26 protein-coding genes and 1 tRNA gene are annotated in these 25,034 nt (G+C 40.5%); 10 read left to right on the top strand and 17 right to left on the bottom strand.

What is annotated here, in order from left to right:
• Positions 1 to 44 precede the first annotated feature (44 nt).
• On the top strand, positions 45 to 782 hold the full coding sequence (locus KXJ59_RS07755) for a response regulator (protein ID WP_295202839.1): 738 nt from the start codon (positions 45 to 47) through the stop codon (positions 780 to 782).
• Positions 783 to 789: 7 nt separating this feature from the next.
• On the opposite strand, the gene KXJ59_RS07750 is transcribed toward KXJ59_RS07755, so the two are convergent.
• The 6 genes from KXJ59_RS07750 to KXJ59_RS07725 all read right to left on the bottom strand — a co-directional run bounded on the left by KXJ59_RS07750 (position 790) and on the right by KXJ59_RS07725 (position 6,695).
• Positions 790 to 1,212 carry a response regulator gene (locus tag KXJ59_RS07750; RefSeq protein WP_295202836.1) on the bottom strand — a complete coding sequence of 141 codons (423 nt, stop codon included), beginning with the start codon at positions 1,210 to 1,212 and terminating at the stop codon, positions 790 to 792.
• A 301-nt stretch (positions 1,213 to 1,513) separates the two neighbouring features.
• Positions 1,514 to 2,140, bottom strand: coding sequence for a response regulator transcription factor (locus tag KXJ59_RS07745; protein WP_294994151.1), 627 nt, complete (start codon positions 2,138 to 2,140; stop codon positions 1,514 to 1,516).
• Between the two features lie 621 nt (positions 2,141 to 2,761).
• Positions 2,762 to 3,166: a response regulator gene (locus tag KXJ59_RS07740; protein ID WP_295202833.1), complete on the bottom strand. Its 405-nt coding sequence runs from the start codon at positions 3,164 to 3,166 to the stop codon at positions 2,762 to 2,764.
• The gene (locus tag KXJ59_RS07735; protein ID WP_295202831.1) at positions 3,159 to 5,387 is read right to left on the bottom strand and encodes an ABC transporter substrate-binding protein; all 2,229 of its coding nucleotides are present in this window, start codon (positions 5,385 to 5,387) and stop codon (positions 3,159 to 3,161) included. The genes KXJ59_RS07740 and KXJ59_RS07735 overlap by 8 nt, the downstream gene beginning before the upstream one ends.
• 138 nt (positions 5,388 to 5,525) lie before the next feature.
• Positions 5,526 to 5,609, bottom strand: a tRNA-Leu gene (locus KXJ59_RS07730).
• A 102-nt stretch (positions 5,610 to 5,711) separates the two neighbouring features.
• Entirely contained in the window at positions 5,712 to 6,695 is a 984-nt protein-coding gene (locus KXJ59_RS07725) for an acyl transferase (RefSeq protein WP_295202828.1), read from the bottom strand.
• A 28-nt stretch (positions 6,696 to 6,723) separates the two neighbouring features.
• Here KXJ59_RS07725 and KXJ59_RS07720 point away from each other — a divergent pair, with 28 nt between their 5' ends.
• The 5 genes from KXJ59_RS07720 to KXJ59_RS07700 all read left to right on the top strand — a co-directional run bounded on the left by KXJ59_RS07720 (position 6,724) and on the right by KXJ59_RS07700 (position 11,520).
• Positions 6,724 to 7,182 carry a hypothetical protein gene (locus tag KXJ59_RS07720; protein ID WP_295202825.1) on the top strand — a complete coding sequence of 153 codons (459 nt, stop codon included), beginning with the start codon at positions 6,724 to 6,726 and terminating at the stop codon, positions 7,180 to 7,182.
• A gap of 41 nt (positions 7,183 to 7,223) precedes the next feature.
• Entirely contained in the window at positions 7,224 to 8,141 is a 918-nt protein-coding gene (locus KXJ59_RS07715) for a hypothetical protein (RefSeq protein ID WP_295202822.1), read from the top strand.
• A 42-nt stretch (positions 8,142 to 8,183) separates the two neighbouring features.
• Entirely contained in the window at positions 8,184 to 9,305 is a 1,122-nt protein-coding gene (locus KXJ59_RS07710) for a M42 family metallopeptidase (protein ID WP_295202821.1), read from the top strand.
• Between the two features lie 49 nt (positions 9,306 to 9,354).
• On the top strand, positions 9,355 to 10,242 hold the full coding sequence (locus KXJ59_RS07705) for a GMP synthase (protein WP_295202819.1): 888 nt from the start codon (positions 9,355 to 9,357) through the stop codon (positions 10,240 to 10,242).
• 78 nt (positions 10,243 to 10,320) lie between these two features.
• Positions 10,321 to 11,520 carry a hypothetical protein gene (locus tag KXJ59_RS07700; protein WP_295202817.1) on the top strand — a complete coding sequence of 400 codons (1,200 nt, stop codon included), beginning with the start codon at positions 10,321 to 10,323 and terminating at the stop codon, positions 11,518 to 11,520.
• A gap of 23 nt (positions 11,521 to 11,543) precedes the next feature.
• Here KXJ59_RS07700 and KXJ59_RS07695 read toward each other — a convergent pair whose 3' ends face one another.
• From KXJ59_RS07695 to KXJ59_RS07675, 5 genes are all read right to left on the bottom strand, one after another.
• Entirely contained in the window at positions 11,544 to 13,142 is a 1,599-nt protein-coding gene (locus tag KXJ59_RS07695; protein WP_363265832.1) for a hypothetical protein, read from the bottom strand.
• Positions 13,143 to 13,425: 283 nt separating this feature from the next.
• The gene (gene cmk, locus KXJ59_RS07690; RefSeq protein WP_295202815.1) at positions 13,426 to 14,112 is read right to left on the bottom strand and encodes a (d)CMP kinase; all 687 of its coding nucleotides are present in this window, start codon (positions 14,110 to 14,112) and stop codon (positions 13,426 to 13,428) included.
• A gap of 100 nt (positions 14,113 to 14,212) precedes the next feature.
• Positions 14,213 to 14,758 (bottom strand): fasciclin domain-containing protein, encoded by a 546-nt coding sequence (locus KXJ59_RS07685; RefSeq protein WP_295202813.1) that lies wholly within the window; start codon positions 14,756 to 14,758, stop codon positions 14,213 to 14,215.
• A 150-nt stretch (positions 14,759 to 14,908) separates the two neighbouring features.
• Positions 14,909 to 15,541, bottom strand: coding sequence for an FMN-binding negative transcriptional regulator (locus KXJ59_RS07680; RefSeq protein WP_295202811.1), 633 nt, complete (start codon positions 15,539 to 15,541; stop codon positions 14,909 to 14,911).
• 79 nt (positions 15,542 to 15,620) lie between these two features.
• Positions 15,621 to 16,715, bottom strand: a complete 1,095-nt coding sequence (locus KXJ59_RS07675) for an Mrp/NBP35 family ATP-binding protein (RefSeq protein WP_295202808.1) — start codon at positions 16,713 to 16,715, stop codon at positions 15,621 to 15,623.
• A 143-nt stretch (positions 16,716 to 16,858) separates the two neighbouring features.
• Here KXJ59_RS07675 and KXJ59_RS07670 point away from each other — a divergent pair, with 143 nt between their 5' ends.
• The 3 genes from KXJ59_RS07670 to KXJ59_RS07660 all read left to right on the top strand — a co-directional run bounded on the left by KXJ59_RS07670 (position 16,859) and on the right by KXJ59_RS07660 (position 19,308).
• Entirely contained in the window at positions 16,859 to 17,512 is a 654-nt protein-coding gene (locus KXJ59_RS07670) for a carboxypeptidase-like regulatory domain-containing protein (protein WP_295202805.1), read from the top strand.
• A gap of 89 nt (positions 17,513 to 17,601) precedes the next feature.
• Complete coding sequence (locus tag KXJ59_RS07665; RefSeq protein WP_295202802.1) at positions 17,602 to 18,498, top strand: 3-hydroxybutyryl-CoA dehydrogenase; 897 nt, start codon at positions 17,602 to 17,604, stop codon at positions 18,496 to 18,498.
• 51 nt (positions 18,499 to 18,549) lie between these two features.
• The gene (locus KXJ59_RS07660) at positions 18,550 to 19,308 is read left to right on the top strand and encodes a YdcF family protein (protein ID WP_295202799.1); all 759 of its coding nucleotides are present in this window, start codon (positions 18,550 to 18,552) and stop codon (positions 19,306 to 19,308) included.
• On the opposite strand, the gene KXJ59_RS07655 is transcribed toward KXJ59_RS07660, so the two are convergent.
• Genes KXJ59_RS07655 through ribD form a run of 3 tightly spaced genes read right to left on the bottom strand, consistent with a single transcriptional unit; the run spans position 19,292 to position 21,851 of the window.
• Positions 19,292 to 19,909 (bottom strand): YigZ family protein, encoded by a 618-nt coding sequence (locus KXJ59_RS07655; RefSeq protein WP_295202797.1) that lies wholly within the window; start codon positions 19,907 to 19,909, stop codon positions 19,292 to 19,294. The genes KXJ59_RS07660 and KXJ59_RS07655 overlap by 17 nt on opposite strands.
• Complete coding sequence (locus KXJ59_RS07650; protein WP_295202795.1) at positions 19,906 to 20,796, bottom strand: EamA family transporter; 891 nt, start codon at positions 20,794 to 20,796, stop codon at positions 19,906 to 19,908. The genes KXJ59_RS07655 and KXJ59_RS07650 overlap by 4 nt, the downstream gene beginning before the upstream one ends.
• Positions 20,793 to 21,851 carry a bifunctional diaminohydroxyphosphoribosylaminopyrimidine deaminase/5-amino-6-(5-phosphoribosylamino)uracil reductase RibD gene (gene ribD / locus KXJ59_RS07645; protein ID WP_295202792.1) on the bottom strand — a complete coding sequence of 353 codons (1,059 nt, stop codon included), beginning with the start codon at positions 21,849 to 21,851 and terminating at the stop codon, positions 20,793 to 20,795. Before ribD ends, KXJ59_RS07650 begins: the two co-directional genes overlap by 4 nt.
• A gap of 42 nt (positions 21,852 to 21,893) precedes the next feature.
• Here ribD and prmC point away from each other — a divergent pair, with 42 nt between their 5' ends.
• Positions 21,894 to 22,742: a peptide chain release factor N(5)-glutamine methyltransferase gene (prmC, locus tag KXJ59_RS07640; RefSeq protein ID WP_295202790.1), complete on the top strand. Its 849-nt coding sequence runs from the start codon at positions 21,894 to 21,896 to the stop codon at positions 22,740 to 22,742.
• A gap of 5 nt (positions 22,743 to 22,747) precedes the next feature.
• Here the strand turns inward: prmC and KXJ59_RS07635 are convergent, their stop codons facing one another.
• From KXJ59_RS07635 to KXJ59_RS07625, 3 genes are all read right to left on the bottom strand, one after another.
• Positions 22,748 to 23,149, bottom strand: a complete 402-nt coding sequence (locus KXJ59_RS07635) for a biopolymer transporter ExbD (RefSeq protein ID WP_295202787.1) — start codon at positions 23,147 to 23,149, stop codon at positions 22,748 to 22,750.
• 26 nt (positions 23,150 to 23,175) lie between these two features.
• A complete protein-coding gene (locus KXJ59_RS07630) occupies positions 23,176 to 23,859 on the bottom strand; it encodes a MotA/TolQ/ExbB proton channel family protein (protein WP_295202786.1) in 684 nt (227 codons plus the stop codon).
• A 187-nt stretch (positions 23,860 to 24,046) separates the two neighbouring features.
• The gene (locus KXJ59_RS07625) at positions 24,047 to 24,979 is read right to left on the bottom strand and encodes an SPFH domain-containing protein (RefSeq protein ID WP_295202783.1); all 933 of its coding nucleotides are present in this window, start codon (positions 24,977 to 24,979) and stop codon (positions 24,047 to 24,049) included.
• Positions 24,980 to 25,034: the final 55 nt, after the last annotated feature.

The following is a 25,034-nucleotide window of genomic DNA, read 5'->3' as shown; positions in this document are numbered from 1 at the left end:
TCATTGGCGAACTCCATGTGGCTAAAATCAATAAAAATGAACTCATGAAACTAATCATCATTGATGACGAGCCGCTTGCAAGAAGTATTGTAAAAGAATACCTGCTTGCCTATCCCGATATAGAATTAGTGCAGGAATGCGGAGATGGTTTTGAAGGCGTAAAAGCCATTCAGCAACACCAGCCCGATCTGGTGATACTGGACATACAAATGCCAAAGATCAATGGTTTTGAGATGCTGGAGCTGATTGAAAATCCACCTGCTGTAATTTTTGCAACTGCATTTGAAGAATTTGCCATCAAGGCTTTTGAAGCACATGCCATTGATTATTTATTGAAGCCATTCAGTAAAGAGAGATTTATGAAAGCAATGGACAAATGGAGATCAACCGAAAAACTGGTACAACAAAACAGAACCAGTGAATTACTCGATACTGTAGCTACCACACCACAGCAGCAAAACAGAATTGTATTAAAAGACAATGGCAAGATCAAGATCATTCCTACTGCCCAGGTACAGTACTTTGAGGCAGCAGATGATTATGTGAAAATTCATACGCCTGAAGCTGTCTTTTTAAAAAATAAAACCATGCAGTTCTTCGAACAGAAAATGGATCCGGCATTGTTCATCCGTATACACAGATCGTACCTGGTTAATGTTCACCTGATCAGCAGAATTGATCCTTATGAAAAAGAGGGTCATCTTGCTATTCTGAGTATTGGAGTAAGGCTTCCGGTTAGTAAATCGGGTTATACCCGCCTGAAAGCTGCTTTAGGTATTTAGGTACAGTTTAATTAAACTTTGAACCGGCAATCAGTTTCTCTCTTGTCTGGTGGATAATATCAGGAATGCTTGAAAAATCTTTTGCCTTATCCAGAAAATAATCGGCTCCGGCCTGCATACATTCTGCTCTGTAACCAGACAATGTATTGTTGGTGAGCATTACGATTACTGGATCGATGGTAGTTTTACTGCGTATATCTTTCAACATCTGTAACCCATTCTTTCCGGGGAGATTAATATCCAGAAAAATAAGGGAGGGATTAAATGCCTCAATCCATTCATCTGCTTCTTCGGCACTGGTGGCGGTACGGATTTCTTTTACCTGTTTCATATCTTCCAGCAGATGCTGGATACGCTGAAGTATAAATTCAGAATCGTCAACCAATAATATTTTCAGGGCGCGGTCCACCATAATGGGAAAAGGCATCATTAGAATATTAATTTTAAAGAGCTTTGCAGGGTTACACCCTACAAAGCTCTTACAGCTTTTGGCTGCAAGGTTCTTCCAGGATAAATACGTTTAGGTTTGGTTTACACCAAGCCGGAAAAAGATTTTAAAAAAAGGATAGTGGAATATTATGCTGACAGATAACCGGCTGTCAATTTGGGGGGATATACAGCACGATCTCCATACAAAGGACTAATCTATTTTGGCAAGTTGCAATAATATAACCTGTGAAAATCTTGTAGGTTTTATACTACACAATAACCGTCATTTTTTCATAACCTGCTTATACCAGGTTATTCTGAATGGCATATTTCACCAGATCGGCATTGTTATGCAACTTCATTTTATCCATGATTCTTGCCCTGTAAGTGCTGATGGTATTCACATTCAGAGAAAGTATTTCGCCTATTTCCGAAATGCTTTTACCCATTACAATCATCTTAAATACTTCAAATTCTCTATCTGATAATTGTTCATGTGGTGCGCGCTGGTCTTTTTGTTCGAGCGAACCGGCCAATACTTCTGCTACCTCACTTGTAATGTATTTTCTGCCACTTAGTATTTGCTGAACGGCTTTCACTAGTTCATAGGGAGCACTTTCTTTGGTAAGATAACCGGAAGCACCTGCTTTAATGGCACGAACTGCATATTGTTCAGGAGTATGCATACTCAACATCAATACGGGCGTATTGGGAGCATGTTCCTTTATTTGTTTGAGTATTTCAATACCGGAATATCCAGGCATACTGATATCCGAGATAATAATATCCCATTTTTCACTGATCGCTTTTTTGAAAAGATCGGCTGAATCAGCCACATCATGCACTTCAGCGAAAGGAAGCGATTCCAATAAAATCTTACGTAATCCCTCCCTAATCAGGCTATGATCATCTGCAATCAATATTCTCATTTAAGTTCCCTTTAGTCAGTCAGTTGATATAGAAATCAATTATGCGAAATATGCTACTAATATATGCTATACACGCAATTATGTACTGCTTTATTGTTCTATTTCAGAGATATATTTTTAAAAAAGGCAGAAACGGATAAAGCAGCGCCGATATGATTCTTTAAAGACAAAAAACAGAACCTGTTAGATGACACTCTGAAAGTTACTCAATTTTTATGATAATACATCACGTAAAACTTTCATGAACGGGGAGGGCTAAAATAGAGAATGGGGTAACGAATTACCCCATTCTCTTGGTCTTTACAGTAGAATATAAGATTTTGTATACTAAAGGAGATTGGATCGATGGAAAAATGTAATAACGTGTTATTACATTTTTTTTGGTTCTTAGGATATCAGCGAAACAATTCTAATGAATCATTTACTGAGTGCAAGATACATGAGGCGCATTGCTGAAACACTGTTTTATTCACTGAATTATGCTGGGGAAAACACTGAATTTTAGATCAGTTAAAATAGTCGAGAATAGCTAATAAGAAAGTAAACAAATGATAATCAACAAAATAAAAAACAAATTTAATTTATATTTTATAAATATCCAATTCAATTACTCCGTAAATATCAGGAGCAGGAGGCAATAATTTCCTTGATCTTTTGTTCGTCGAGAGGTTTTGAATAAATATTCTGAACCGATGCATAAGTCCTGGCACGGTCAATATCTTCATAATAAACAGAAGAGGTAAACATGATGATATTGATTTTCTCAAAGCCCGGCCCCTTTATTTTATCGAACTCAGCAAGAAAATCCCAGCCATCCATGATGGGCATATTAATATCGAGCAGAATCAGGTTGGGTAAACTGTCGGGATCACTGGCCCTTGCCAACAAATAGTCTACCGCTTCCTGTCCATTCAGTGCAATATCAATTTTGGGCGACGACATATACAAACGCAACATTTCCCTGCTGAGGAAATTCGTTACGTCATCATCGTCAACCAATAATATCTGATATGCTTCATTACTCATATAGTCCCTTTTTTTTCTTCAGAAACACATGAAACATGGTTCCTTTATTCACAATACTCTCAACTGCTATTTTACCTTCCAACGCCTCCACCTGGTTTTTAATGATATATAAACCAAGTCCTTTCCCGTCTTTATTATCATGAAAACGCTGATAGAGCCCAAATATTTTGTTACCATGTTTTTCCATATCAATTCCGAGTCCATTATCCTTTACATACAGAATAATATAGTCGCCGTCTTCTTCTGTATATAGCTTAATCAAGGGCGGTACACCCGGTCTACGGTATTTAATAGCATTGGTAAGCAGGTTCAGCAGAATGCTATGCATTACTTTTCGCGAGAAAAATATTTCAGGAGCTTTTGAAAAATCCGCCTGAATAACCACTTCCTTCAACCTGATTTCTTCTGATATCAGTTCTTTTACTTTATTAAGCTCATCTGCAAATACCAACTGATCATCTCGATCGGCCTTATTAATCCTGGATGATAAAATTTCGTTCAGGTCGTTCAGCGTAGCATGTAAACGCTCTACACTGATTTCCATTTTCTCCAGAAACACTGTATTTCTTTCTGAAAGATGTTCCCTGTCGAACAACCCGAGCAAACTGATAAGGTTAGCTACCGGCGCCCGTAAATTATGAGAAGTAATATAGGCAAACTGCTGTAACTCATTATTACTATGCATGAGTTCCTGGGTCAGTTCTTTTAATTCAATTTCTTTTTGTTTGATATCATCAATATCGAGGTGTATACCCGATAACCGTATGGCTTTACCTTCATCATCACGCATACTGGCCTTACTCATGGTTAATACCCATTTCCAGCGTTTATCTTTGGTACGCATACGAATCATAGCCTGGTAAACACTGCTTTTGCCATCCAGGTGATCCTGTAGTAATTGCATCAACGATTCTTTCTCATTAGGATGCAGTAGTTTTTCAAATGTGTCGAAGTCATTGGATAATTCAGCAGGTGCATAACCCAACATCATCTTCCACTGGTCATTAAAATATACCTGACCGGTTTTAATATCCCAGTCCCATATACCCAAACCTGCCGCTACTGTAGCCATTTCAAGCCGTTGCTCGCTGATGGAAAGCAGGCGTTGTGCAGTAGCCCTTTCCCCAATTTCACTTTCTAATTCCTCTGTTCTTTTTTTCACCGCTTTACGCAATGAAAAACCATACAATACAGAGAGCAACAACAACACCAATACAGCAATCAATACATACACTGTATTTCTAAGGAATTTCGAGGAAACCTTTTTTGTTCCGTCATATAAAAAACCTGTCAGCTCAGGTTGTTTGGCAATAACACCCAGTTTTTGGTGCACATCCAGAATATGTTTCCACCTGCCTTCATTCATATGGCCAATCTCAACCAGTCCGGGAAGGATTAGTTTGCGCATGGCTTCGGCTTCTACCAGCAAATCGTCTTTGGTAACCCCTCTTTCTTTTACACCCGGAAGTGTTAAAATATAATCGGCCATTTCTGCGGTATGCGACATGGCATATTCCCAGCCGGCAAAACTGGCTTTTCGAAATTTACCAATGGTAACAGGATCGGTATCGGCCATATTTTTTCTGGTGAACAATACATCACCATAAAAATCGATCCCATAATTTATGGGCAGTATATACGAAGGCTCTACACCCATTTTACGTAGCTGATTAATTTCAACCGATATATACGCCGTAATGGCATCAACCTTGTCTTCTATCAGATCTGTATTTTTCCAGGTATGGGAAAGGAGTTTTAAAGAATCAGGATTAATCCCCTCTTTCAGAAAAACAGCCTGAAGCTCTGTCCAACCCTGGTCGAGAGAAGCCATTAATCTTTTGCCAATCAGATCTGAGGGAATATTGATTTTCTTCTCTTTTAACGAAAGAATAGTATAGGGCGAATGCTGAAAGATAGCACCCAACGCAATTACAGGCTGGCCTTTTGCGTACTCAATCACCAAATCGGAACCCGTAATGCCAAAATCGGCCCTGGCAGATAATACTTCAGAAATGGGTGCATGCTGAGGGTCGCCGGGAATAAGTTTTACATTCAATCCTTCCTGCCGATAATAGCCCTTGAGCTCAGCTGCGTAATAACCGGCAAACTGAAACTGATGCCACCATTTTAACTGAACCCTCAGTGTATCGCCAGCAGCAGAAGACGGCCGGGGAATAACGGTTAGCAGGAGAAGAATAAGAAGATATCTGGCTATTTTCATTGACTCCTAAACAACTTATCGTATTGCTCTTTACAAGATAGTTGTTTTTTCGCTTTTTTGGTGTTGCACACGAATACAGAAAAATCGTATGGCAAGAATCATAAAAAAGAGACGGTGGTGGTGCCGTCTCTAAAAAAGTGCCCAGGACTGGATTCGAACCAGCACATCCTTGCGAACGCTGCGACCTGAACACAGTGCGTCTACCAATTTCGCCACCTGGGCAGTGATCTTGAACCCATTTTATAGATGGATTACCGGTTTCAGGGCTGCAAATATAATGGCAAACCACCCTATTTGCCAAAGTAAATTTCAGATAATACTTTTCTATACTACCATCAGGCTGCAACCCCTGATATCGCTGTTATCAAGTCGGCCCCATACTTCAAAGCTGCCATCGGAATATACCTGCCCAAGGTCTTCCGTGGCTATAAACGAACAGCTATAGAGGTTGGCCAGATCAATCACCTGTATTACCCCCCGGCCTGTAGTACTCATACCAAGCGGATCTTCCTCATCTCGCACCATCACTTTCATCCAGGGCGGACATTCAAATACCCCTTCTCCTTTTGAATAAGCCTGACTCAACAACTCAGTCATTCCATACTCCGAATGTACGGTTGGCACTCCCAGTTTACTCGTAAGGATAGCATGTACTTCGGCCCTTGTTATTTCCTTCCTCCTACCTTTCATTCCTCCTGTTTCCATTACGATTGTATGCTTTAACTGTTGAGGAAAGTTTTCAGCAAAATCAAGCAGGGCAAATGTTACACCCAGCAAGAGGGTTTTCTGTCCGCTTTTTTCGAGTAAGTGTAATGTATCGTTTAATCGCTCATGGTCATATAAATAAAAACCACTCTGTGGATGCGCACTGTCTCTTATCAGTTCATCAGCCATCATTACCAGTGAAGAGTGCCGGCGTTCCAGGTAAGCCGGCAGTAGTGCAAGTATACACCAGTCTGTTACCGGTCCGTAAAACAGTTCAAAAGCCTTGTTAAAACTTTGCCGGTAGATATCCAGGTCACGCACCCAATGCCGGCTGTTTTGGGTTTGTGTGGTACCACTGCTTTCAAAATAATGAGTAGCGTTAGCACCTGTTATAATTGTTTCCTGTTTAAAGAAAGATACAGGCAACGGTAGAATCTGAGTGGGTGTCTGAACAGTAACAGGGGTACTACCCATCATATCGCACCATTTCCGGTAAATGGGGTTGAATTGATACTGGTAGCGGAAAACAGACATACAGGTTGCCTCGAACTGACCGGTCGAAACAGAGAAAATATTGTTAACATCAAACGGTAACCCGGTCATGTATTGTAATGTTTTAACTAAATTTGAAATGAAAGCAGAACGAATGAAGGCAAAATTATTGATATTCAGCGCAATTATACTAGGCATTACAGCCTGTAAGAAAGATACCTATACCACCCGCCCACAACTTGAGTTTAAAAGTGTGAACGGAAAAGTATTCGGCAGCGGTTCTGCTATTATCTTTTCAATTGAATTTACTGATAAGGAAGGTGATGTACAGGATAGCATCTGGGTACAAAAAGTTACAAAAGTAAATGGTTGTAACAGTTTTAGTGACCGCGCAAAAATCCCTGCCTTTACGCCTACCAGTAACCTGAAAGGTGTTTTTGAAATTGGTTATAGTACCGGTTTTATCCCGGGCAGTAATTATACTGTTATTCCTACCTGTTCTAAAAACGATACCTGTTTTTTCCGTTTCTGGACAAGAGACAAAGCAAAAAATGTGAGCGATACCGTGGTGTCGCCTGATATTGTTATTGTGAAATAAGTTATTGGCTAACCCGGCAATAAAGCACTAAAAAGCTGTTATTGAAACCTGCGGAACGTTTTTTTCATCATTTCTTTTTTGGCAACTATTTCTATGGTTGCTGCGTGGTGGCACTTGCCATAGAAGCCAATCTGCAGCAGGATTATCCGCTGAACAGACCCGTTTTTTACCTGCTGCTTTTTGCTGTAACAGTGCTTTATTATACACATGCTTACCTGAACGAGTATCATCAACCCAATATCAATCCCCGTAACCATTGGTACCGGCAGTACCAGCAATGGATTTATTACTCTCAATGGATACTTACTGTCATTGCCGCTTTTATAAGCATATATTTCTTCATTGAATGGAAGGATCATTTTTTTCAGGTCACCATCTGGCAATGGTTAATGCTTGCTTTTTTCCCTTTGATGGGCATCTGGTATTATGGCGACAGAATACCTTTGGTGAAAGGATCCAGCTTACGTTCACGAGGCTGGATCAAACCCTTTGTAATCGGGTTTATCTGGGCAGGAATAGTAACCATTTATCCCGCTTTTTTTGCTGTACTTGAAAACGAACAGCCGTATCGGCCTGAAATATTTCATCTCTTGCTTTTTATCAAGAACGGTATGTTTATTACCATGTTATGTATACTCTTCGATATCAAGGATTATGCCGCCGATCATAACCAGGAATTAAAAACTTTTGTGGTACGTTACGGACTCAGGAAAACACTTTTTTTGATCATCATACCGCTTACGCTGGCCGGATTGGGTGTATTTCTGATCTATGGTTTTACGCATTCCTTCCCGCTTTTGCGTATGGCCATCAACACTATTCCATTTATTATGTTGATAATTGTCACCTATCATATGCACCGTCGTAAAAGCATTCTCTATTATCTTGCAATCATCGACGGAATGATGCTGTTAAAAGCGCTATGCGGTATTGCCGGCAGTTTTATAAGCAACAGATAATCGATTTTACTATCATATCTATATTCATTTAAATTATACAGTATGGCCAGGGCTAAGACCGTAACAAAAACAAAGTCAAAATCTATTCTTACCGATCATTCACTGGAGTTTTTAAAAAAATACATCAATACCCCATCACCCGTTGGTTTTGAAAGCAGTGGCCAGAAAGTATGGATGGAATACATAAAACCCTATACCGACAGTTTTTTCTCCGATCCTTATGGAACGGCAGTAGGTGTGATTAATCCCACTGCGCCTTTTAAAGTAGTAATTGAGGCCCATGCAGATGAAATCAGCTGGTTTGTAAATTATATCAATGAACAGGGACTGATTTACCTGAAAAGAAATGGCGGTGTTGATCACCAGATTGCCCCTGCCATGCGTGTATGGATACATGGCAAAAAAGGACCGGTTAAAGCAGTATTTGGCTGGCCGGCTATTCATACCCGTTTAAGCAATCCGGAAGCAAAAGAACCGCAACCTAAAGTCGATAATCTTTGTCTCGATTGTGGCGCCCGCAATCGCAAAGAAGTAGAAGCACTGGGTATTCATATTGGTGCCGTGGTTACTTACCAGGAAGGATTTGATGAACTGGCCAACGATTTTTATATCGGCCGCGCATTTGATAACCGCATTGGTGGTTTTATGATTGCTGAAGTAGCAAGAATGATCAAGGAAAATAAAAAGAAATTACCCTTTGCATTGTACGTTGTGAACGCCGTTCAGGAAGAGATCGGATTAAGGGGAGCTGAGATGATTGCCCGCAGGATAAAACCCGATGTGGCCATTATTACTGATGTAACACACGATACCAGCACACCAATGATCAGTAAAATTATTGAAGGTGATATCCAGTGTGGCAAGGGCCCTTCACTCGCTTATGCACCGGCCATTCATAACAAACTACTGAAACTGGTAGAAGATGTGGCCGAAAAAAATAAAATACCGGTTCAGTTCAGAACACTGAGCAGAAGCACAGGTACCGATACCGACAGCTTTGCCTATGCCAATGATGGATGCCCTTCGGTACTCATTTCCATTCCATTGCGATATATGCATACAACAGTAGAAATGCTGCATAAAAGCGATATTGAAGAAACCATCAAACTCATGTACCATAGTTTGCTGGCGCTGACGCCGAAAACAAACCTCAGTTATTTATAATTTTTGATCTTTTGATCTTTGATTTTTTGATTTGAGGGAAATTGATTGTTTGAAATCAGAAGATCAAAAAATCAAAGATTCCTCTATGTTTGCGAATATGTGGAGTGAGCAAAAAAATATACGAATAGCTGTTCTTGACCTTTATGAGGGCCAGGCCAATCAGGGTATGCGATGTATCAGGGAAATCGTTCACGACTGGTGTGCCGGAAAAGGTTTCGATCTGTATTACGAAGAATTTGATGTGCGTCAGCAATTGGCTGTTCCTGACACTTCTTTCGACCTCTATATTTCGAGTGGCGGCCCGGGCTCACCACTCGAATCGGAAGGCAGTAAATGGGAAGCTGCTTATTTTAAATGGCTGGAAAGCATAGAAGACTGGAATTTCTCTTCCCAGGAAACAGATAAAAAACATGTGTTTTTTATCTGTCATAGTTTTCAACTGGTTTGTCGTCATTATGGAATTGGAAATGTATGTAAAAGAAAATCCACCGCTTTTGGTGTTTTCCCTATTCATATGCTTGATGAAGGAACGACAGAACCCGTTTTCGATGGACTAAAAGACCCGTTTTATAGTGTTGACAGCCGTGATTACCAGGTAATTGAACCCGATATTCATAAACTGCACCAGATGGGCGCCTCTATCCTGGCAATTGAAAAGAACAGACCCCATGTTCCATACGAAAGAGCGCTGATGGCCATCCGTTTTAATGATTATTTTATAGGTACCCAATTTCACCCCGAAGCAGATGCAACAGGTATGCATATGTACCTGATGAGAGAAGATAAAAAACAGACTGTCATTGAAAACCACGGAGCGCCTAAATGGCAAAGCATGGTAGAACAATTGCAGGACCCCGGTAAAATTCTCTTTACCTACAAAACCATTCTCCCCAATTTTCTCCACATGGCTACGCAGGAATGTGTTGCAGAGAAATAATTAATTAAAGGCCGGCTGCTGTAAATATCTTCCTGTTATCAAAAGGTTTTTATATTTTCAAAGACCTAAAGAATAATTATGGTTCCCTCCATCAGGCAGGCTTTTAATAAACAGTTCAGTGCAGAACAGTACGAAGCTTATTTAGCCGACTTAAACAGCCTCTTTCCCGGTGCCATTGAGTTCCGGGTAGCAGAAACACCTGTATTCATTGACCGCGCCTTTAAAGATAAAGTGCTGGGTGCCTGTGAAAGTATAGTGAATGTAATCACACAGTTCAATTTTAATCTTCTTACCTCACATGCTATTCCACCGGATGTAAGGGTACCTAATGAAAATGCCCACACACATTTTATTGCATTCGATTTTGGCATCTGTGAAAATGAAGCGGGTGAATATGAACCTCAGCTGATAGAAATGCAGGGCTTTCCTACCCTCTTTGGTTACCAGATTTGGCAGGATGAAGTTACACGCAGACATTTCAATGTTCCGGAAGGATACAGTACATACCTGAATGGCTTTACGCGCGATACCTATATTTCACTGTTAAGAGAAATACTGCTGGGCACTCATGCAGCAGAACATGTAATACTGCTCGAGCTATTACCCCATCAGCAAAAAACAAAAATTGATTTTTATTGTACCAGTATGTATACAGGCATACCAGTGGTTTGCTTGACCGAACTGGTGCAGGAAGGGAAAAAATTATACTACCATAATGCTGAAGGAAAAAAAATACAGGTAAAAAGAATTTACAACCGCATCATTTTCGATGATCTTCAACAGCAGTCTGAAGCCATACGCGAAAAAGGGAAACTCTTGCTCGAAGACCTTGAGGTAGAATGGGTACCACACCCTAACTGGTTTTATCGTATCAGCAAATACACATTGCCTTTTATAGATCACCCCTATGTTCCCAAAACCTTTTTCCTGAATGAACTGGAAACTATTCCCCCAGACCTGGATCAATATGTATTAAAACCATTGTTTTCTTTTGCGGGTCAGGGGGTAGTGATTGATGTAAGCAAAGATGATATTGAAAAAATTACCGACCCGGAAAACTGGATATTACAGCGCAAGGTGAAATATGCTGATATTATTCAGACACCCGATATCCCAGCCAAAGCAGAGATCCGTATTTTTTATTTCTGGAAAGAAGGTGAACCAAGACCTGTTGCCACCAATAACCTCGCCCGGTTAAGCAAAGGTAAAATGATTGGTGTGCGTTACAACAAAGACAAAGAATGGGTGGGCGGCAGTCTTGTATATTTTGAAGAATAATAAATATCCCTGAGCAGGGACATTTATTTTCTTTTACTTGCGAGGTATTTGTCGTTGATGATGGCGCCCATGGTTTTGCCGTGTACTTTGCTTTCCACCCATGAAATCACATCTAAATAAGCAAAAGCCCTTGTTTCAAAACGACTTTTTTCATAGTGTTTGATTTTTTGCAGGAACGCTTTGAGTGCCGTTTTTACTTCCTTAGCCGGCATCTGGAAAGAATTGCGCAAGAATCGGAACATTTCCTCCTCCACCACTGTAAGGTTATCCATCTTCGCCATAAACCGATATACCGATTTAATCAGTGATGTTTCAATCAGCTCTGCATTTCCGAGTTCGTAGTGTGCAATCAGGTGTAATAAACGGGCATAGCACTGTAAATCATTCCGCAGGTCTACATGATCATTGATAATTCTTCTCAGGTAATCAATACAGGTATTATAATCACCACTGCCAAAATACAGGGTGGCTATTTTATAGTTGAATACGAGTATCCGGTGCTGATCAATATACAGTGCATTCTCTTCCAGCTGTGCTTCAATATAGGGCACCAGTTTTAAACCTTCATGGAACGTGCCCTGCATGAGGTGCTGGTTCAGTCTGGCGCTGGTAATATAAATAAAACTATGCACCCTGAAAATATCATGCCTATTGGGAAGTTCAGTAGCGGCAAAGGACTCAAACTTTGCAAGTACTTCTCCAAATTTTTTGAAATTACGCAGATCAAAATGTGCATTGAGCAAATTATGCAGGCCCTTAATATAATGTCCTGTTTCTACCTCAATCATTACCGGCTCATTTTCAAACAGGTTCAGCCATTGCTGGCTATACTTATAATACATCAGAAAATCCTGTCGGATAAATGCATACCAGCAATAACTCTGGTATAAATACAATCGTTCATAAAAACCCTGTAGTTTGTCTGCATCGGGTGGTAACTGTAACTTAAAAAAATCTTTTATTCCTTTTTCATCTGCTTCATTGCGTGCGTGCCCATTTTTCACATACCAGCTATACAACTGTAAAGCCAGGTTTGATAGCTGCGTAATGATTCTTCTTTTATCATTTACCTGATTGGCTTCTACCGTTAATTGTTCGGCCCTGTCCTGCATGCTCCTCGTAATATGCAGGGTCTCAATTTTTTTCTCCAGTGAAATGATCTGTATAAGAAAACTGTCCTGGTGATACTGGTGTGCAATATCTTTTGCCCTGTCGAGTATTTTCAAACTCTGGTGGTATAGCCCTTTATTGTAAAGTATACGTGCATGATCGAGTTGTTCATGCAATTGCATATCAATACTTTCGGTACTCTTCAGCAGCCGCAGGCTCGATAAGAGCTGTTTGTATAAATGGGTTTTAAGATTGGGCAGTTGGGGTTTCTCAATTCCAGAGAGTTTTTTGAGGAGGTTTCTCTCATCAAAATCAGTCATTTTATCCAGTGCATCAAAGAGTTGTATGACTTTAAGGTCGTCTTTGGCCGAATTTCGTTTGATATATAGCTTGAAATGTCGTTTTTCCGATTTCTGGAGCGACTTTATGAGTTGAAATAAGGGATCCTGCGTACGGTTGGGCATCATATCAATTTTAACCAGAAAGCCAATGAAATAAGGGCTTTCAGACAAGAAAAACCTTTTTTACCATAAAAAAACCGGGTTAAACTTGTCTTTTTTACATTTATTCTGTGACCTACTTTTACAACAGATCAGCAAACGTATTTCATACGGCAAGGCAATCGAAGAGAGACAACAAACAATCGCAATCAACGCATTCAGCGTTCAAGATACCAGGGATAAAACCCTTTAAGAATTTTCGTATGGCAAGCAATCGTAGAGGTCGTTCCGTTTCCACGGAGGGACCCTTTTTTTTGCAATATAACGATAAATTAATCTACTCGGTCAAATTTTATCAGGCCCGGTCTTCCATGCGTTCCTTCGCCCATCCCAAAGCTACCTGAAGCTGTTCTTCTCTTGTAAGATCACTGTTATCCAGTACAATGGCATCGGCGGCCTGTCTGAGCGGACTGAATTCACGGTTACTGTCTACATAATCCCTCATTTCCAGGTTCCGTTTAACCTCCTCAATGGTAATGGCTGGATTTTTTTCATACAACTCTTTAAACCTTCTTTCTACCCTTACAGCCGGGTCTGCCGTTACAAATATTTTAAGTTCTGCCTGTGGAAATACGGTGGTTCCAATATCCCGTCCATCCATTACAATTCCTTTTTTATTGCCCATCTGTTGCTGCTGTGCCACTCCAAATTCACGCACTTCTTTTAATGCAGCTACTTCACTTACACGCTCACTTACTACCATTTCTCGAATCAGCAGTTCTACATTTTCATCATTCAGGTACATATCGCTTTGTCCGCTAAGCGGATTGTATTCAAATGACAGATTGATTTCTGACAAAGCTTTTTTAACCTGTTCGGTATTATTGCAATCAATATGTTCACGGATAAAATATAAAGTGATAGCCCTGTACATGGCACCGCTATCTATGAACACATAATTTAATTCTTTAGCCAGTTGGCGGGCCAGTGTGCTTTTTCCACAGGAAGAAAAGCCGTCTAATGTGATGATAATTTTTTTCATACAGTGCTGGCGGCAAAGTTGCAGTAAAATGATCAACTTACAAACACAAAGCCCCGACAGTAATGACGGGGCTTTATTGAAACTCAGAAAAACATTCTTACTATCCGGGTAATACAACGCTATCAATTACATGAATTACACCATTGCTTTGATATACATTACTGATGGTAACTGTTGAACTGGTTCCTTTCTCGTCGGTAAGTACCAGTTTTTTGCCTTTCATTGATGCTTTCAGACTGCCACCTGAAACAGTTTTTAAACTGGCTGTTCCACCGCCTTCTTTAATAAGTTGTGCAATAGCCGCTGCATCGTATTTGCCTGCTACTACATGGTAAGTGAGAATTTTTGTAAGTGTTGCTTTGTTCTCAGGTTTTACCAGTGTTTCAACGGTACCCGAAGGTAGTTTTCCAAATGCAGCATTGGTTGGTGCAAAAACGGTAAATGGACCGGCACTTTGTAATGTTTCAACAAGTCCGGCGGCTTTAACAGCTGCCACCAATGTAGTGTGGTCTTTTGAATTCACTGCATTCTCCACAATATTTTTCGACGGATACATGGGAGCACCACCTACTTCTACTGTTTTTTCCTGTGCAATAACTGTGTTCATTGAAACTGCAGCGCAGATCATAAAAAATAATTTTTTCATCTCGACTTTATTTTATTGGGTTTATTTGTTTACCCGCTTATCTACGAGAATTGAGCATTAGCAGTTTTGTATCTACCATTATTTTTCTATAGCATAAAAAAACCCGGCAGTTTTGCCGGGTTCTTAAAAAATCGCATTTCAGTAATATTTTTATGGCGCAAATAATGCTGTCTGTATTTTTTTCATTTCCCCGGCAATACTTTGTGCACCTGTATTACCTTTTTCGAGCTGTCCGATAATTTGCTGAAAACTTTTTTCATCTCTGTTCTGGCTCAGTTTAAAAACAGCATCTGTTTGCTCCACTTCTATTTCAAAAGCTACAATCGCTTTCATGAGTCTGTTCAGGTATTCTTCGGGTAAATGTTTATACAATGATGGTGAAGATGTGTTGTTTTCGAAATAAGAAGTTAGTTCATCGAGTATACCTGGCAAATCTTCATCGGGCAGGTAATGCAGAATACCTTTTGCATGAACCGTCATATAATTCCAGGTCGATCCCTGTTGTTTGTTTTCGTACCAACTGGCACTCACATAGGTATGAGGGCCGGTAAAAAGAACCAGCGCCTGGTTATTATTCATAAATGCTTTGTGGTGATCGGTTTGTTTCATCAGATGGCCCACCAGGAATAATTTCCCCGCCCTTTCTTTAAATAACAGAGGTATTTGTGTAGCAACGGGTTGCTGGTCTGCAGATACACCCATCAGTGTAGCAAAAGGATGCTCCTGCATAAATTCAAGCACACGTTGTTTGTCTTTTTCCTGGTATACGGGCAAATGGTACATGGTAAGTAATGATTACGGATTGCAAAATTATCAAAGTCTTACCTGATTTACCCGCCGTTTATACCAAACCAACCAGGTTTTATGTAGTTACCTGTAGCGGTTTTGTTTGTGGTATGCTGGCATTCCTGATAGCTATATTTCTTACCGCATTGGCAGCAAAGTTCCGGAGTGCCTGCTTGCTCAGTTCATCTTTACCAACCATGGCAGGAATGCCTGTATCGCCGCCCTCTCTTATATCCTGAACCAATGGAACCTGTCCTAAAAACGGTAGGTCATATTCTTCAGCAAGGTTTTTACCACCGTCTTTCCCAAACAGGTAGTATTTATTATCGGGCAATTCGGCAGGTGTGAAATAAGCCATATTCTCAACCAGTCCAATAATGGGTACATTAATCTGGGCCTGTCCAAACATGGCAATGCCTTTTTTGGCATCAGCCAATGCTACGTTCTGTGGTGTGGTAACAATAACAACACCAGTAACCGGTACGGTTTGCATTAAAGTAAGATGAATATCGCCTGTTCCGGGAGGCATATCTATTACCAGGTAATCCAGTTCTCCCCAATCAACATCGGTCACAAACTGACGGATGGCACTACTGGCCATGGGCCCTCTCCATACGACCGCATTTTTTTCATCTACGAGTAATCCGATACTCATGAGTTTGATACCGAATTTTTCAAGGGGAACAATCATTCCTTTTCCATTCATTTCCTTCATCAAAGGGCGCTCGCCACGTACGCCAAACATGATGGGTACACTGGGTCCATAAATATCGGCATCCATCAACCCTACAGAAGCACCGCCTTCGGCAAGTGCCAGTGCGAGATTGGCAGAAACTGTGCTTTTACCTACACCTCCTTTTCCACTTACTACTGCAATAATATTTTTTACACCAGATAATACCTGCTGGTTATCTTTTCGGGTGGTAGATGTATTGGATGTGAAATTTACCGTTACATTGGCCTCTTTGTTTACCAGTAATTTCACTGCATTTTCACTGGCTGTCCGCATCATATCTTTCATGGGGCAGGCAGGTGTAGTAAGCACAATGGTAAAACTTACGTTATTATCTTTTATCTGAATATCTTTTATCATATTCAGTGTTACAAGATCCTTTCCTAAATCGGGCTCCTGAACATTACTCAGGGCATTCAATATTGCAGCTTCAGTCATCACGCAAGTTTTTGTTAAAAAAGTCAATGAGGATGCAAAGTTAACCGCTCGCAGCCTTACTTTGTCAGAATTCATTTTGTTTTCAACAATCTGAGAAGCCGGTTGTTGTCGATTTTGGGAAAACCATTTGTATTTTTGCATCAATGAAATTACTTCTACGCATTTCTGTTTTATGTATGATCGTAATGCTGACCAGTGCCAAGGCAACTGCTCAGCAAACACCGAATGTGTACAGGGATTCAGTAGTGCAGTTATATGGTGTAGTAATGACGGCCGATAGCCTTCGTGCCATCCCGTCAGCCAGTATAATTGTGGAAGGAAAAGGACGGGGAACCATCACCAATCCCGACGGGGTTTTTTCTATCGCAGTACTAAAGGGTGACAGAATTACTTTTTCCTGTATCGGTTTTAAAAACAGGAGCATTGAAATTCCCTTAAATCTTGCTGATAATCAATACAGTGTTATTCAATTACTGGTGAGCGACACCGCTTATCTTCCTGCTACCATTTTAAAGCCCCGACCTACCCGGGAGCAATTCGAGCGCGATTTTGTGAATAATAAAATTGCTGATGATTCTTATGAAATTGCCCGAAAAAATACAGATGAGGCCCAGCGAAGAATTCTTATCAACAGCTTACCGGCAGATGGTAAGGAAGCCATTAATTACCAGCTTCGTCAACAGGCCAATAAATACTACTATTCAGGACAGCTTCCCCCGATGAATATTCTTAATCCTGCTGCCTGGGCCGACTTTATTAAAGCCTGGAAAAGGGGTGATTTTAAGCGAAAAGACTAAGTTTCAGTGCTATTTTATTGATTTTACAGGATGAGTTTCGTGTGGTTCCATGCGGCGCTTTACATTTGCGCATATTAAACGATTGAGATATGCCAATTAAAAATGTAAGTGTTATCGGCGCGGGCACCATGGGAAATGGTATTGCACATGTATTTGCGCAGAATGGATGTATGGTTCATTTGATAGATGTTAATGCCGCTCAACTTGAAAAAGCATTACAAACCATTACAAAAAATCTCGACAGACAGGTTGGCAAAGCCATCATTACAGAAGAACAAAAAGCCGCCACCATTTCAAGGCTTGTTACAGAAACGGATATTAAGAAAGGTGTGGCGAATGCCGATCTGGTAGTTGAAGCAGCTACTGAAAATGTAGAACTCAAGTTGAATATTTTTCGTCAGATGGATGCAGCCGCTCCTGAACATACCATACTTGCTTCGAACACCTCATCTATATCAATTACTAAAATAGCTGCTGTTACCAAGAGACCGGAGAAAGTAATTGGCATGCACTTTATGAATCCTGTGCCCGTAATGAAACTGGTAGAAATCATTAATGGCTATGCTACCTCACCTGAAGTAAGTGAAACCATTGCTGAGCTGAGTAAAACACTGGGTAAAGTACCCTGTGTAGTAAATGATTACCCCGGTTTTATTGCCAACAAGATATTGATGCCCATGATCAATGAAGCCATCTGCAGTTTATATGAAGGCACTGCCGATGTAGAAGCCATTGATACTATTATGAAACTGGGTATGGCACACCCGATGGGACCATTACAATTAGCCGATTTTATAGGGCTTGATGTATGCCTGAGTATTCTGCAGGTATTACAGGATGGTTTTGGTAACCCAAAATATGCTCCTTGTCCTTTGCTGGTAAATATGGTAACTGCAGGAAAACTAGGCGTAAAATCTGGCGAAGGATTTTATACCTATACCCCCGGTAGTAAAGAATTGGTTGTAAGCGCCCGTTTCAAAAAATAAACAACTCAAAGGATGAAAATATTTTCATCCTTTTTATTTTAAACAGTTCCTATGTTTTTTATTCTTTCAAAACTGCTGTTTTTTTTATTGATCCCGTTTTTCTGGATTATCATTCTATTGGTTTGGATATATTTTGTAAAATCTGTCAGGCTAAAAAGAAGATTAACCATACTCACTGTTTGTATAGCTATTATTTTTTCAAACCCCTGGTTCTATAAAAAAGTAACACTTGCATGGCAAACACCTAAAAAAGTTTTATTGCCCCAAGAACAATATGAAGTGGGTATTTTATTAACAGGTATGGTGCAGTTTGATAAATACAACCAAGGTTTTTTTGGTGGTTCTGCCGACAGGTTTATTCAAACAGCGACTTTGTACCATACCGGAAAGATTAAAAAAATACTGGTAACTGGGGGAAGCGGATCGTTGTTACACGATTACCCGGCAGAAGCTGAGTACCTGAAAAATGCCCTGGTAGCCAATGCCGTTCCGGAAAAAGATATCATTGTTGAACCTCTTTCGAGGAATACTTATGAGAATGCCCTATTCAGTAAAAAGATCATCGACTCATTACAACTTAAGCCTCCTTTTTTATTGATTACATCGGCCTCCCATATGCCAAGATCTATTGCTGTATTCAAAAAAGCAGCCATTCAATTTGTTCCCTACCCTTGCGACTATAAGGTTGTTGAAGAAAAATTTTCATTTGATGATATGATTATGCCCGATGCCAAGTTGCTAAAAATCTGGTCTGAATTATTAAAAGAAATGATCGGTCTGGCTGCTTACAAACTTACCGGGAAAGCTTAGTTTTTGTTATTTCTACCGTATGAAGGTCTTTCAGTTTGTATAATATATCGTCTAATCTCGCTTTAGGTATACCAATCCGAAGCTGACAGAACAATTGCATTTCCTGCATCAGTACTGAGCAGTTATATTGTTTTACCAATATCATTACTTCATTCATTCTTGTATAATCAAACTGCAGATCATATAAAATTTCAACTGACTTCTGAATAACAGGTACCATTTGTAAAGTCATTGCTGCAGCAGATTTATAAGCATTAATCAAACCCGGAACACCTAATAGCGTTCCGCCAAAATAACGCACTACAACGATGCCAATATTGGTTAACCCCTTGCTGTCTATCTGCCCCAGTATGGGTCTGCCTGCAGAGCCGGAGGGTTCTCCGTCGTCACTCACCCTGAACTGGTTGCCGTCGATACCTATCCGGTAGGCAAAACAATGGTGTACTGCTTTCGGGTGTTCTTTTTTCAGGTTTTGCAACTGTTGTTTAAAATCTTCCACAGCTGTCAATGGAAAAGTATAAGCAAGGAAGCGGCTTCCCCTATCTTTAAATTCGGCAAAGCCTGCTTTCTCTATCGTCTGGTAATAATCTTGTTCAGTCATAATTGGTCTCCAAATGCAATCAGGTAAATGGCTAAAAGCGACAAGAGTATTCCCAGCCAATTGATTGTTGATAAACGTTCTTTAAATAAGACCCCGGCAGCTACTGAGCTGAATAATACAATACCCATATTGTTGACAGGAATACTTGCACTGGTTTGCCAGGGACTTTCTTTCAGGAAATGTACAAGGCACCAGATAGAAAAATAATTAGGAATTCCTATTAATATCCCTGCCCACAGGCTTTTCCATTGAAATTGCTGTTTCTTTCTTATTAGCTGAATCAATAATAATAAAGAGCCAATGGTAGCTGCAGAAAAAAATGAGCTTACCAGATAATCATTGTTATTCTCTTCTGTTACATAGGTTATCTGAACATGGTTAATCAGCGCATCCAGTAAACCACTGCTCAAAAACAACACCAGTGGCAACATATACAGCATTAAACCCTGTTTTCCCTCACCCATTGCATCTTTACGTGCTGTATAGCAGGTAAAGACTACCGCTACCAGGGCCAATGCAACACCTGCTGCTTTCCAGCCTGCTACTGTTTCATTATACAGGTAGACAGAGAGTATTACCGGAATAATCAGCGATAATTTATTGGCTACGGAAGCAACCGCTACACCATTTTTTTGTGCCGTTACTGCCACTACGTTAAAAATGCTTACAAACATGGCTCCCATAATACAGGCCCATTTAAACCAGGGCATTGCCATATTAGCTGCATGAACAGGGAATGAACCATTCACCACAGAACCTGTTATTACACAGGTAATATAATTGAATACGATTGCCTGAAATACATTAACACGAAATTTTTCACAGGCTTTAAAAGACAGTGTGAGGTAACTGGTTAAAACAATACTGCCTATTAAATAGGTGATCATACAGTTCTTAATTGATCTTGCTGATAAAACCTGATTTCATCAGATCCTATACGAATAGTTTTTGATGCTGTAATCTCCGGCAAAACAGGCGCTTTCAAACCGTTACCGATATTTAACTGCAGGTTGGTAAGCGTGCGAATTTCATCCCAATATCCTTCTCTTAAAAAAGCTTCCAATAAAGCAGCACCTCCTTCAACCAGTACGCTTTGTATCTGCTGTTGATAACAGTATGAAAGTATTTGCGGAATTAATGATGTTGCTTTCTCCAACTTTATATATTGAACAATACCTGCTGTTGATTCTTTTTCTTCGTTGAATACAATAAGTGGATAACCATCATTAAACAATGTAAGCGAGCCGGGCAAGTCAAGTTTTCTGTCGATCACCATTCGTAGTGGATTTTTACCCTGCCATAACCGATTGGTGAGTGATGGATTATCTTTTAATGCCGTTCCGGCACCAATAAGTATGGCCGACTCTTCGCTTCTCCATTGATGAACCAGGCGATTGCTATTGGCATTGGTAATAAACAATCTTTCCGAAGTAGCACCAGCCATAAACCTGTCGTTGGTCTGCGCCCATTTCAGTACAATATAGGGTCGGTGTAACTGGTGGAAGCAAAAGAATCGCCGATTGAGTATTATCGATTCTTTCTCCAGTACATTTACAATTACTTCAATGCCTGCGTTGCGTAATTGTTCAATCCCTTTCCCATTTACTGCTTCAAAAGGATCCCTGCAGCCAATCACTACTTTTTTAATCCTTTGTTCAATAATCAGTTTTGTACAGGGTGGTGTTTTACCAAAATGAGCACATGGCTCAAGTGAAACATATAAAGTGGAGAAAGGAATCTGTTCACGATCTGTTTCAGCAACTGTTTTAATACAATTCACTTCTGCATGCGGGCCGCCATATTGCTCATGCCAGCCTTCACCGATGATGCGGTTTTCATGTACCAATACAGCACCTACCATTGGGTTGGGCGCTACAGAACCCGCTCCCTGCCGGGCCAGCTCAATACAACGGTACATATATGCTTCATGAAGATCGGCCATGTGAATGGACAAAAATAGCCAAATGCTGCTTAACATTGCAGCATGACGCTTTTACAGGCCAAAGAAGAATTATTACAATGTCTTGCTCCGCTGTATCACAACAGGGAGGCTGAGCAGATTGTTCATATGGTACTGGAGCATATTACCGGTATGAACCGTACAGACAGGACCATTAATAAGCAACGAGCGCTTTCAAGCAAACAAGTTCACCAGGTTACACTCTATGGCAATGAACTGGCTTCAGGTAAACCTGTTCAATATGTATTGGGAGAAGCATGGTTTGCGGGTTTGCGCTTTATGGTAAATGAACATACCCTGATTCCCAGACCTGAAACGGAAGAACTGATTGAATGGGTAAAAGCGGCAGCGATACCTGAACCGCAGTCTGTACTCGATATCGGAACCGGATCGGGCTGTATTCCTGTTACATTAAAAAAAGTATTCCCACTCTGGCGTGTACAGTCCATTGATCTGAGTATCGGTGCTTTACAGATTGCAGAAGAGAATGCCAAACAGCATGGCACTGAAATTATTTTCAGTCAGATAGATTTCCTGAATGAAAATAACTGGTCTGGTTTTGCGCAGTTTGATATCATTATTAGTAACCCGCCCTATATAAAAATTTCCGAAAGCAATGTAATGGCGAAACATGTGCTGAACCATGAGCCGCATCTGGCTTTATTTGTACCCGATGATGACGCTTTGATTTTCTACAAAAAAATAGCCCTATTTGGAAAAACACACCTGAAGAGAAAAGGCATGGTGTTCCTGGAAATCAACCAGCTGCTGGGCACCGAAGTATGTACAGTTTTTGAAAAGACAGGATACAAAACTACACTCAGGAAAGACTTAAACGAAAACGATCGGATGGTGATGGCTCAATTAAACTGATATACCTACTGCCCTGAATTATCAACGGCCATTACAGGCGTTGCCCCAAGTTTCTTAATCACCTGCATTACTTTAATAGCGGTACCTAAATGAGAGGTACTGTCGCCATTAATAACCACTGAAGGTTTTTCTGTTTCTTTCGACAGGTAAGCTTTTAATTCAGGTTCTAATTGTTCGAGTGTGGTGCGTTGAGAGCCAATGTAGAGATTCTGGTCTTTATCCACTGTAATCACTACCGTTTGTTTGGCGCGGGTATCACTTTTTGCTTTCGGGTTAGATACCTTGATCACATTAGGATTGGCGAGTGTTGAAACAATCAGAAAGAACAATAACAGAATGAACAGGATATCATTCAGCGCTCCTGTATGCATTTCGGGATGTGTTCTTAATCTTTTTCTGATGTTCATACAATCTGTTTACGGTGGTGATCGGGTTATCGTGTTGGTTCCTGAAGGATATCAATAAATTCTGAACTGGCTGCCTCCATTTTATTGGCGGTTTTATCGATCTGCGTACTCAGAAAATTATGTCCCACATAGGCAATCAGGCCAATAATCAAACCAGTTGCCGAAGTGATCATTTTAGTATAGATACCACCTGCAATCGTATTAAGTGTGTACTCACCCGTTGAAGCTATACCATAAAACAGTTGTACCATACCCACAATGGTTCCCAGAAAACCAAACATTGGCGCAATACCGGCAATGAGTGAAAGAATATTGAGGTTTCTTTCCATGCTGTACATTTCCAGTTTACCTACATTTTCCATGCTCTTTTCAATGGCGTCGAGTGGTTTACCGATACGCTGCATTCCTTTGTCGATCATTCTTGCAACAGGGTTATTCGTATTGCGTGCGAGGTTACGTGCCGCCTGTACATTACCAGACATGATATTATCGCGTATGATATTCATGAAATTGGGTTCAATACGTGAAGCCCTGCGTATGGCCATGAGTCTTTCTACAAAAACAAATATGGCCGCTACCAGCAATGCATACAAAGGATACATGATCCAGCCGCCTTTCTGAAGCAGGTCCCACATTGAAATTTTTTCAGCTGCTGCGACAACAGTACCTGCTGCCTGTTGTAAAGTATCTGTCTGCAATAATTGGAACATACGGGTAATTTGGGTTAGGTTAAAATTAGACCCTAACACAAAAGAAAGCTCTGCATGTGAATAAAATTACCCGGGAGAAGCTTTTTAGGAAAGCTTTTGCACATAATGGGGTGCTTTCACTAACAATTAACAGTTGGTCGATAGTTGATGGCCCATGGTCTATGGACCATCAACTATGGACTATTGACTAAGATGCCTGCATATCTTTCGATTTCATCATGGCCATGATCTGCTGCATGGTTCTATCCATACCCTGTGCACTGCCATCAAGAAAAATAACATTGCCTTTACCATATTCAGCAAAGTTTTTAACAGCTTCGGTCCACATACTGAAAAGAATCACATTGGTATCGAGATTGGCCTGTTTCATTTGCTCAGCAGCCTGACTCATACCACGAGCTACTTCCTGACGGAACAGCGCCACACCCTGACCTCTCAGTCTGGCTGCTTCACGCTCCGCTTCAGCGGCAATTTTAATGGCATTACCTTCTGCTTCTGCCGCTTTGGTTTTGGTAATAAGCAGGGCCTGTCCCTCATTCTCAGCAGCAGCTTTCAGGTTATTACTCGCCACTACCTTACTCATACTTTCCATGATACGGGCATCGAATGTGATATCATTGATCTGTAAATCCTGTAAATGATAGCCCCATTCTTCCAACGATATATCAATCTGTTCTTTTACAAACTCAACAATCTCTCTTCGTAGCAATAATATTTCAGCCTGGCGTTTGGTAGCCACATATGAACGGATACTGCCTTCTACCGTTCTGATCAATGCCTGCATTAAATCCTTATCACTAATAAATTTAAACGCAACATTTTTGATGGTTTCTTCATCCTGATTGATGACAGAATACAACAACATGCTTTTGAAGTTTACATTGGCCTGGTCAATTGTTACCGCCTGAAATTCGAGTTCTACCGACCGGTTCTGTATACTTACTGTTTTGAATACCTGTTCCAGTACAGGTATTTTAAAGTTCAATCCGGGACGCAGTATCCGCCTGTATTTACCAAACATGGTAATGACATCGATTGTACCCTGGTTTACTGTAACAAGAGAGAGGAATAAAAGCAGGATGACCGCTAATATCCAGCCATAATCAATAAGAAAATTCATACGTGCAGTTTTATGTTTAAGCAGGCATCAGCAGATACCTGCTTCTAATTTACTA

The organism is Sediminibacterium sp., assembly GCF_019264485.1.
Classification (GTDB): Bacteria; Bacteroidota; Bacteroidia; order Chitinophagales; family Chitinophagaceae; genus Sediminibacterium.
Note: the sequence above shows the minus strand (reverse complement) of the source record. Positions and strands in the feature narration are given on the sequence as shown.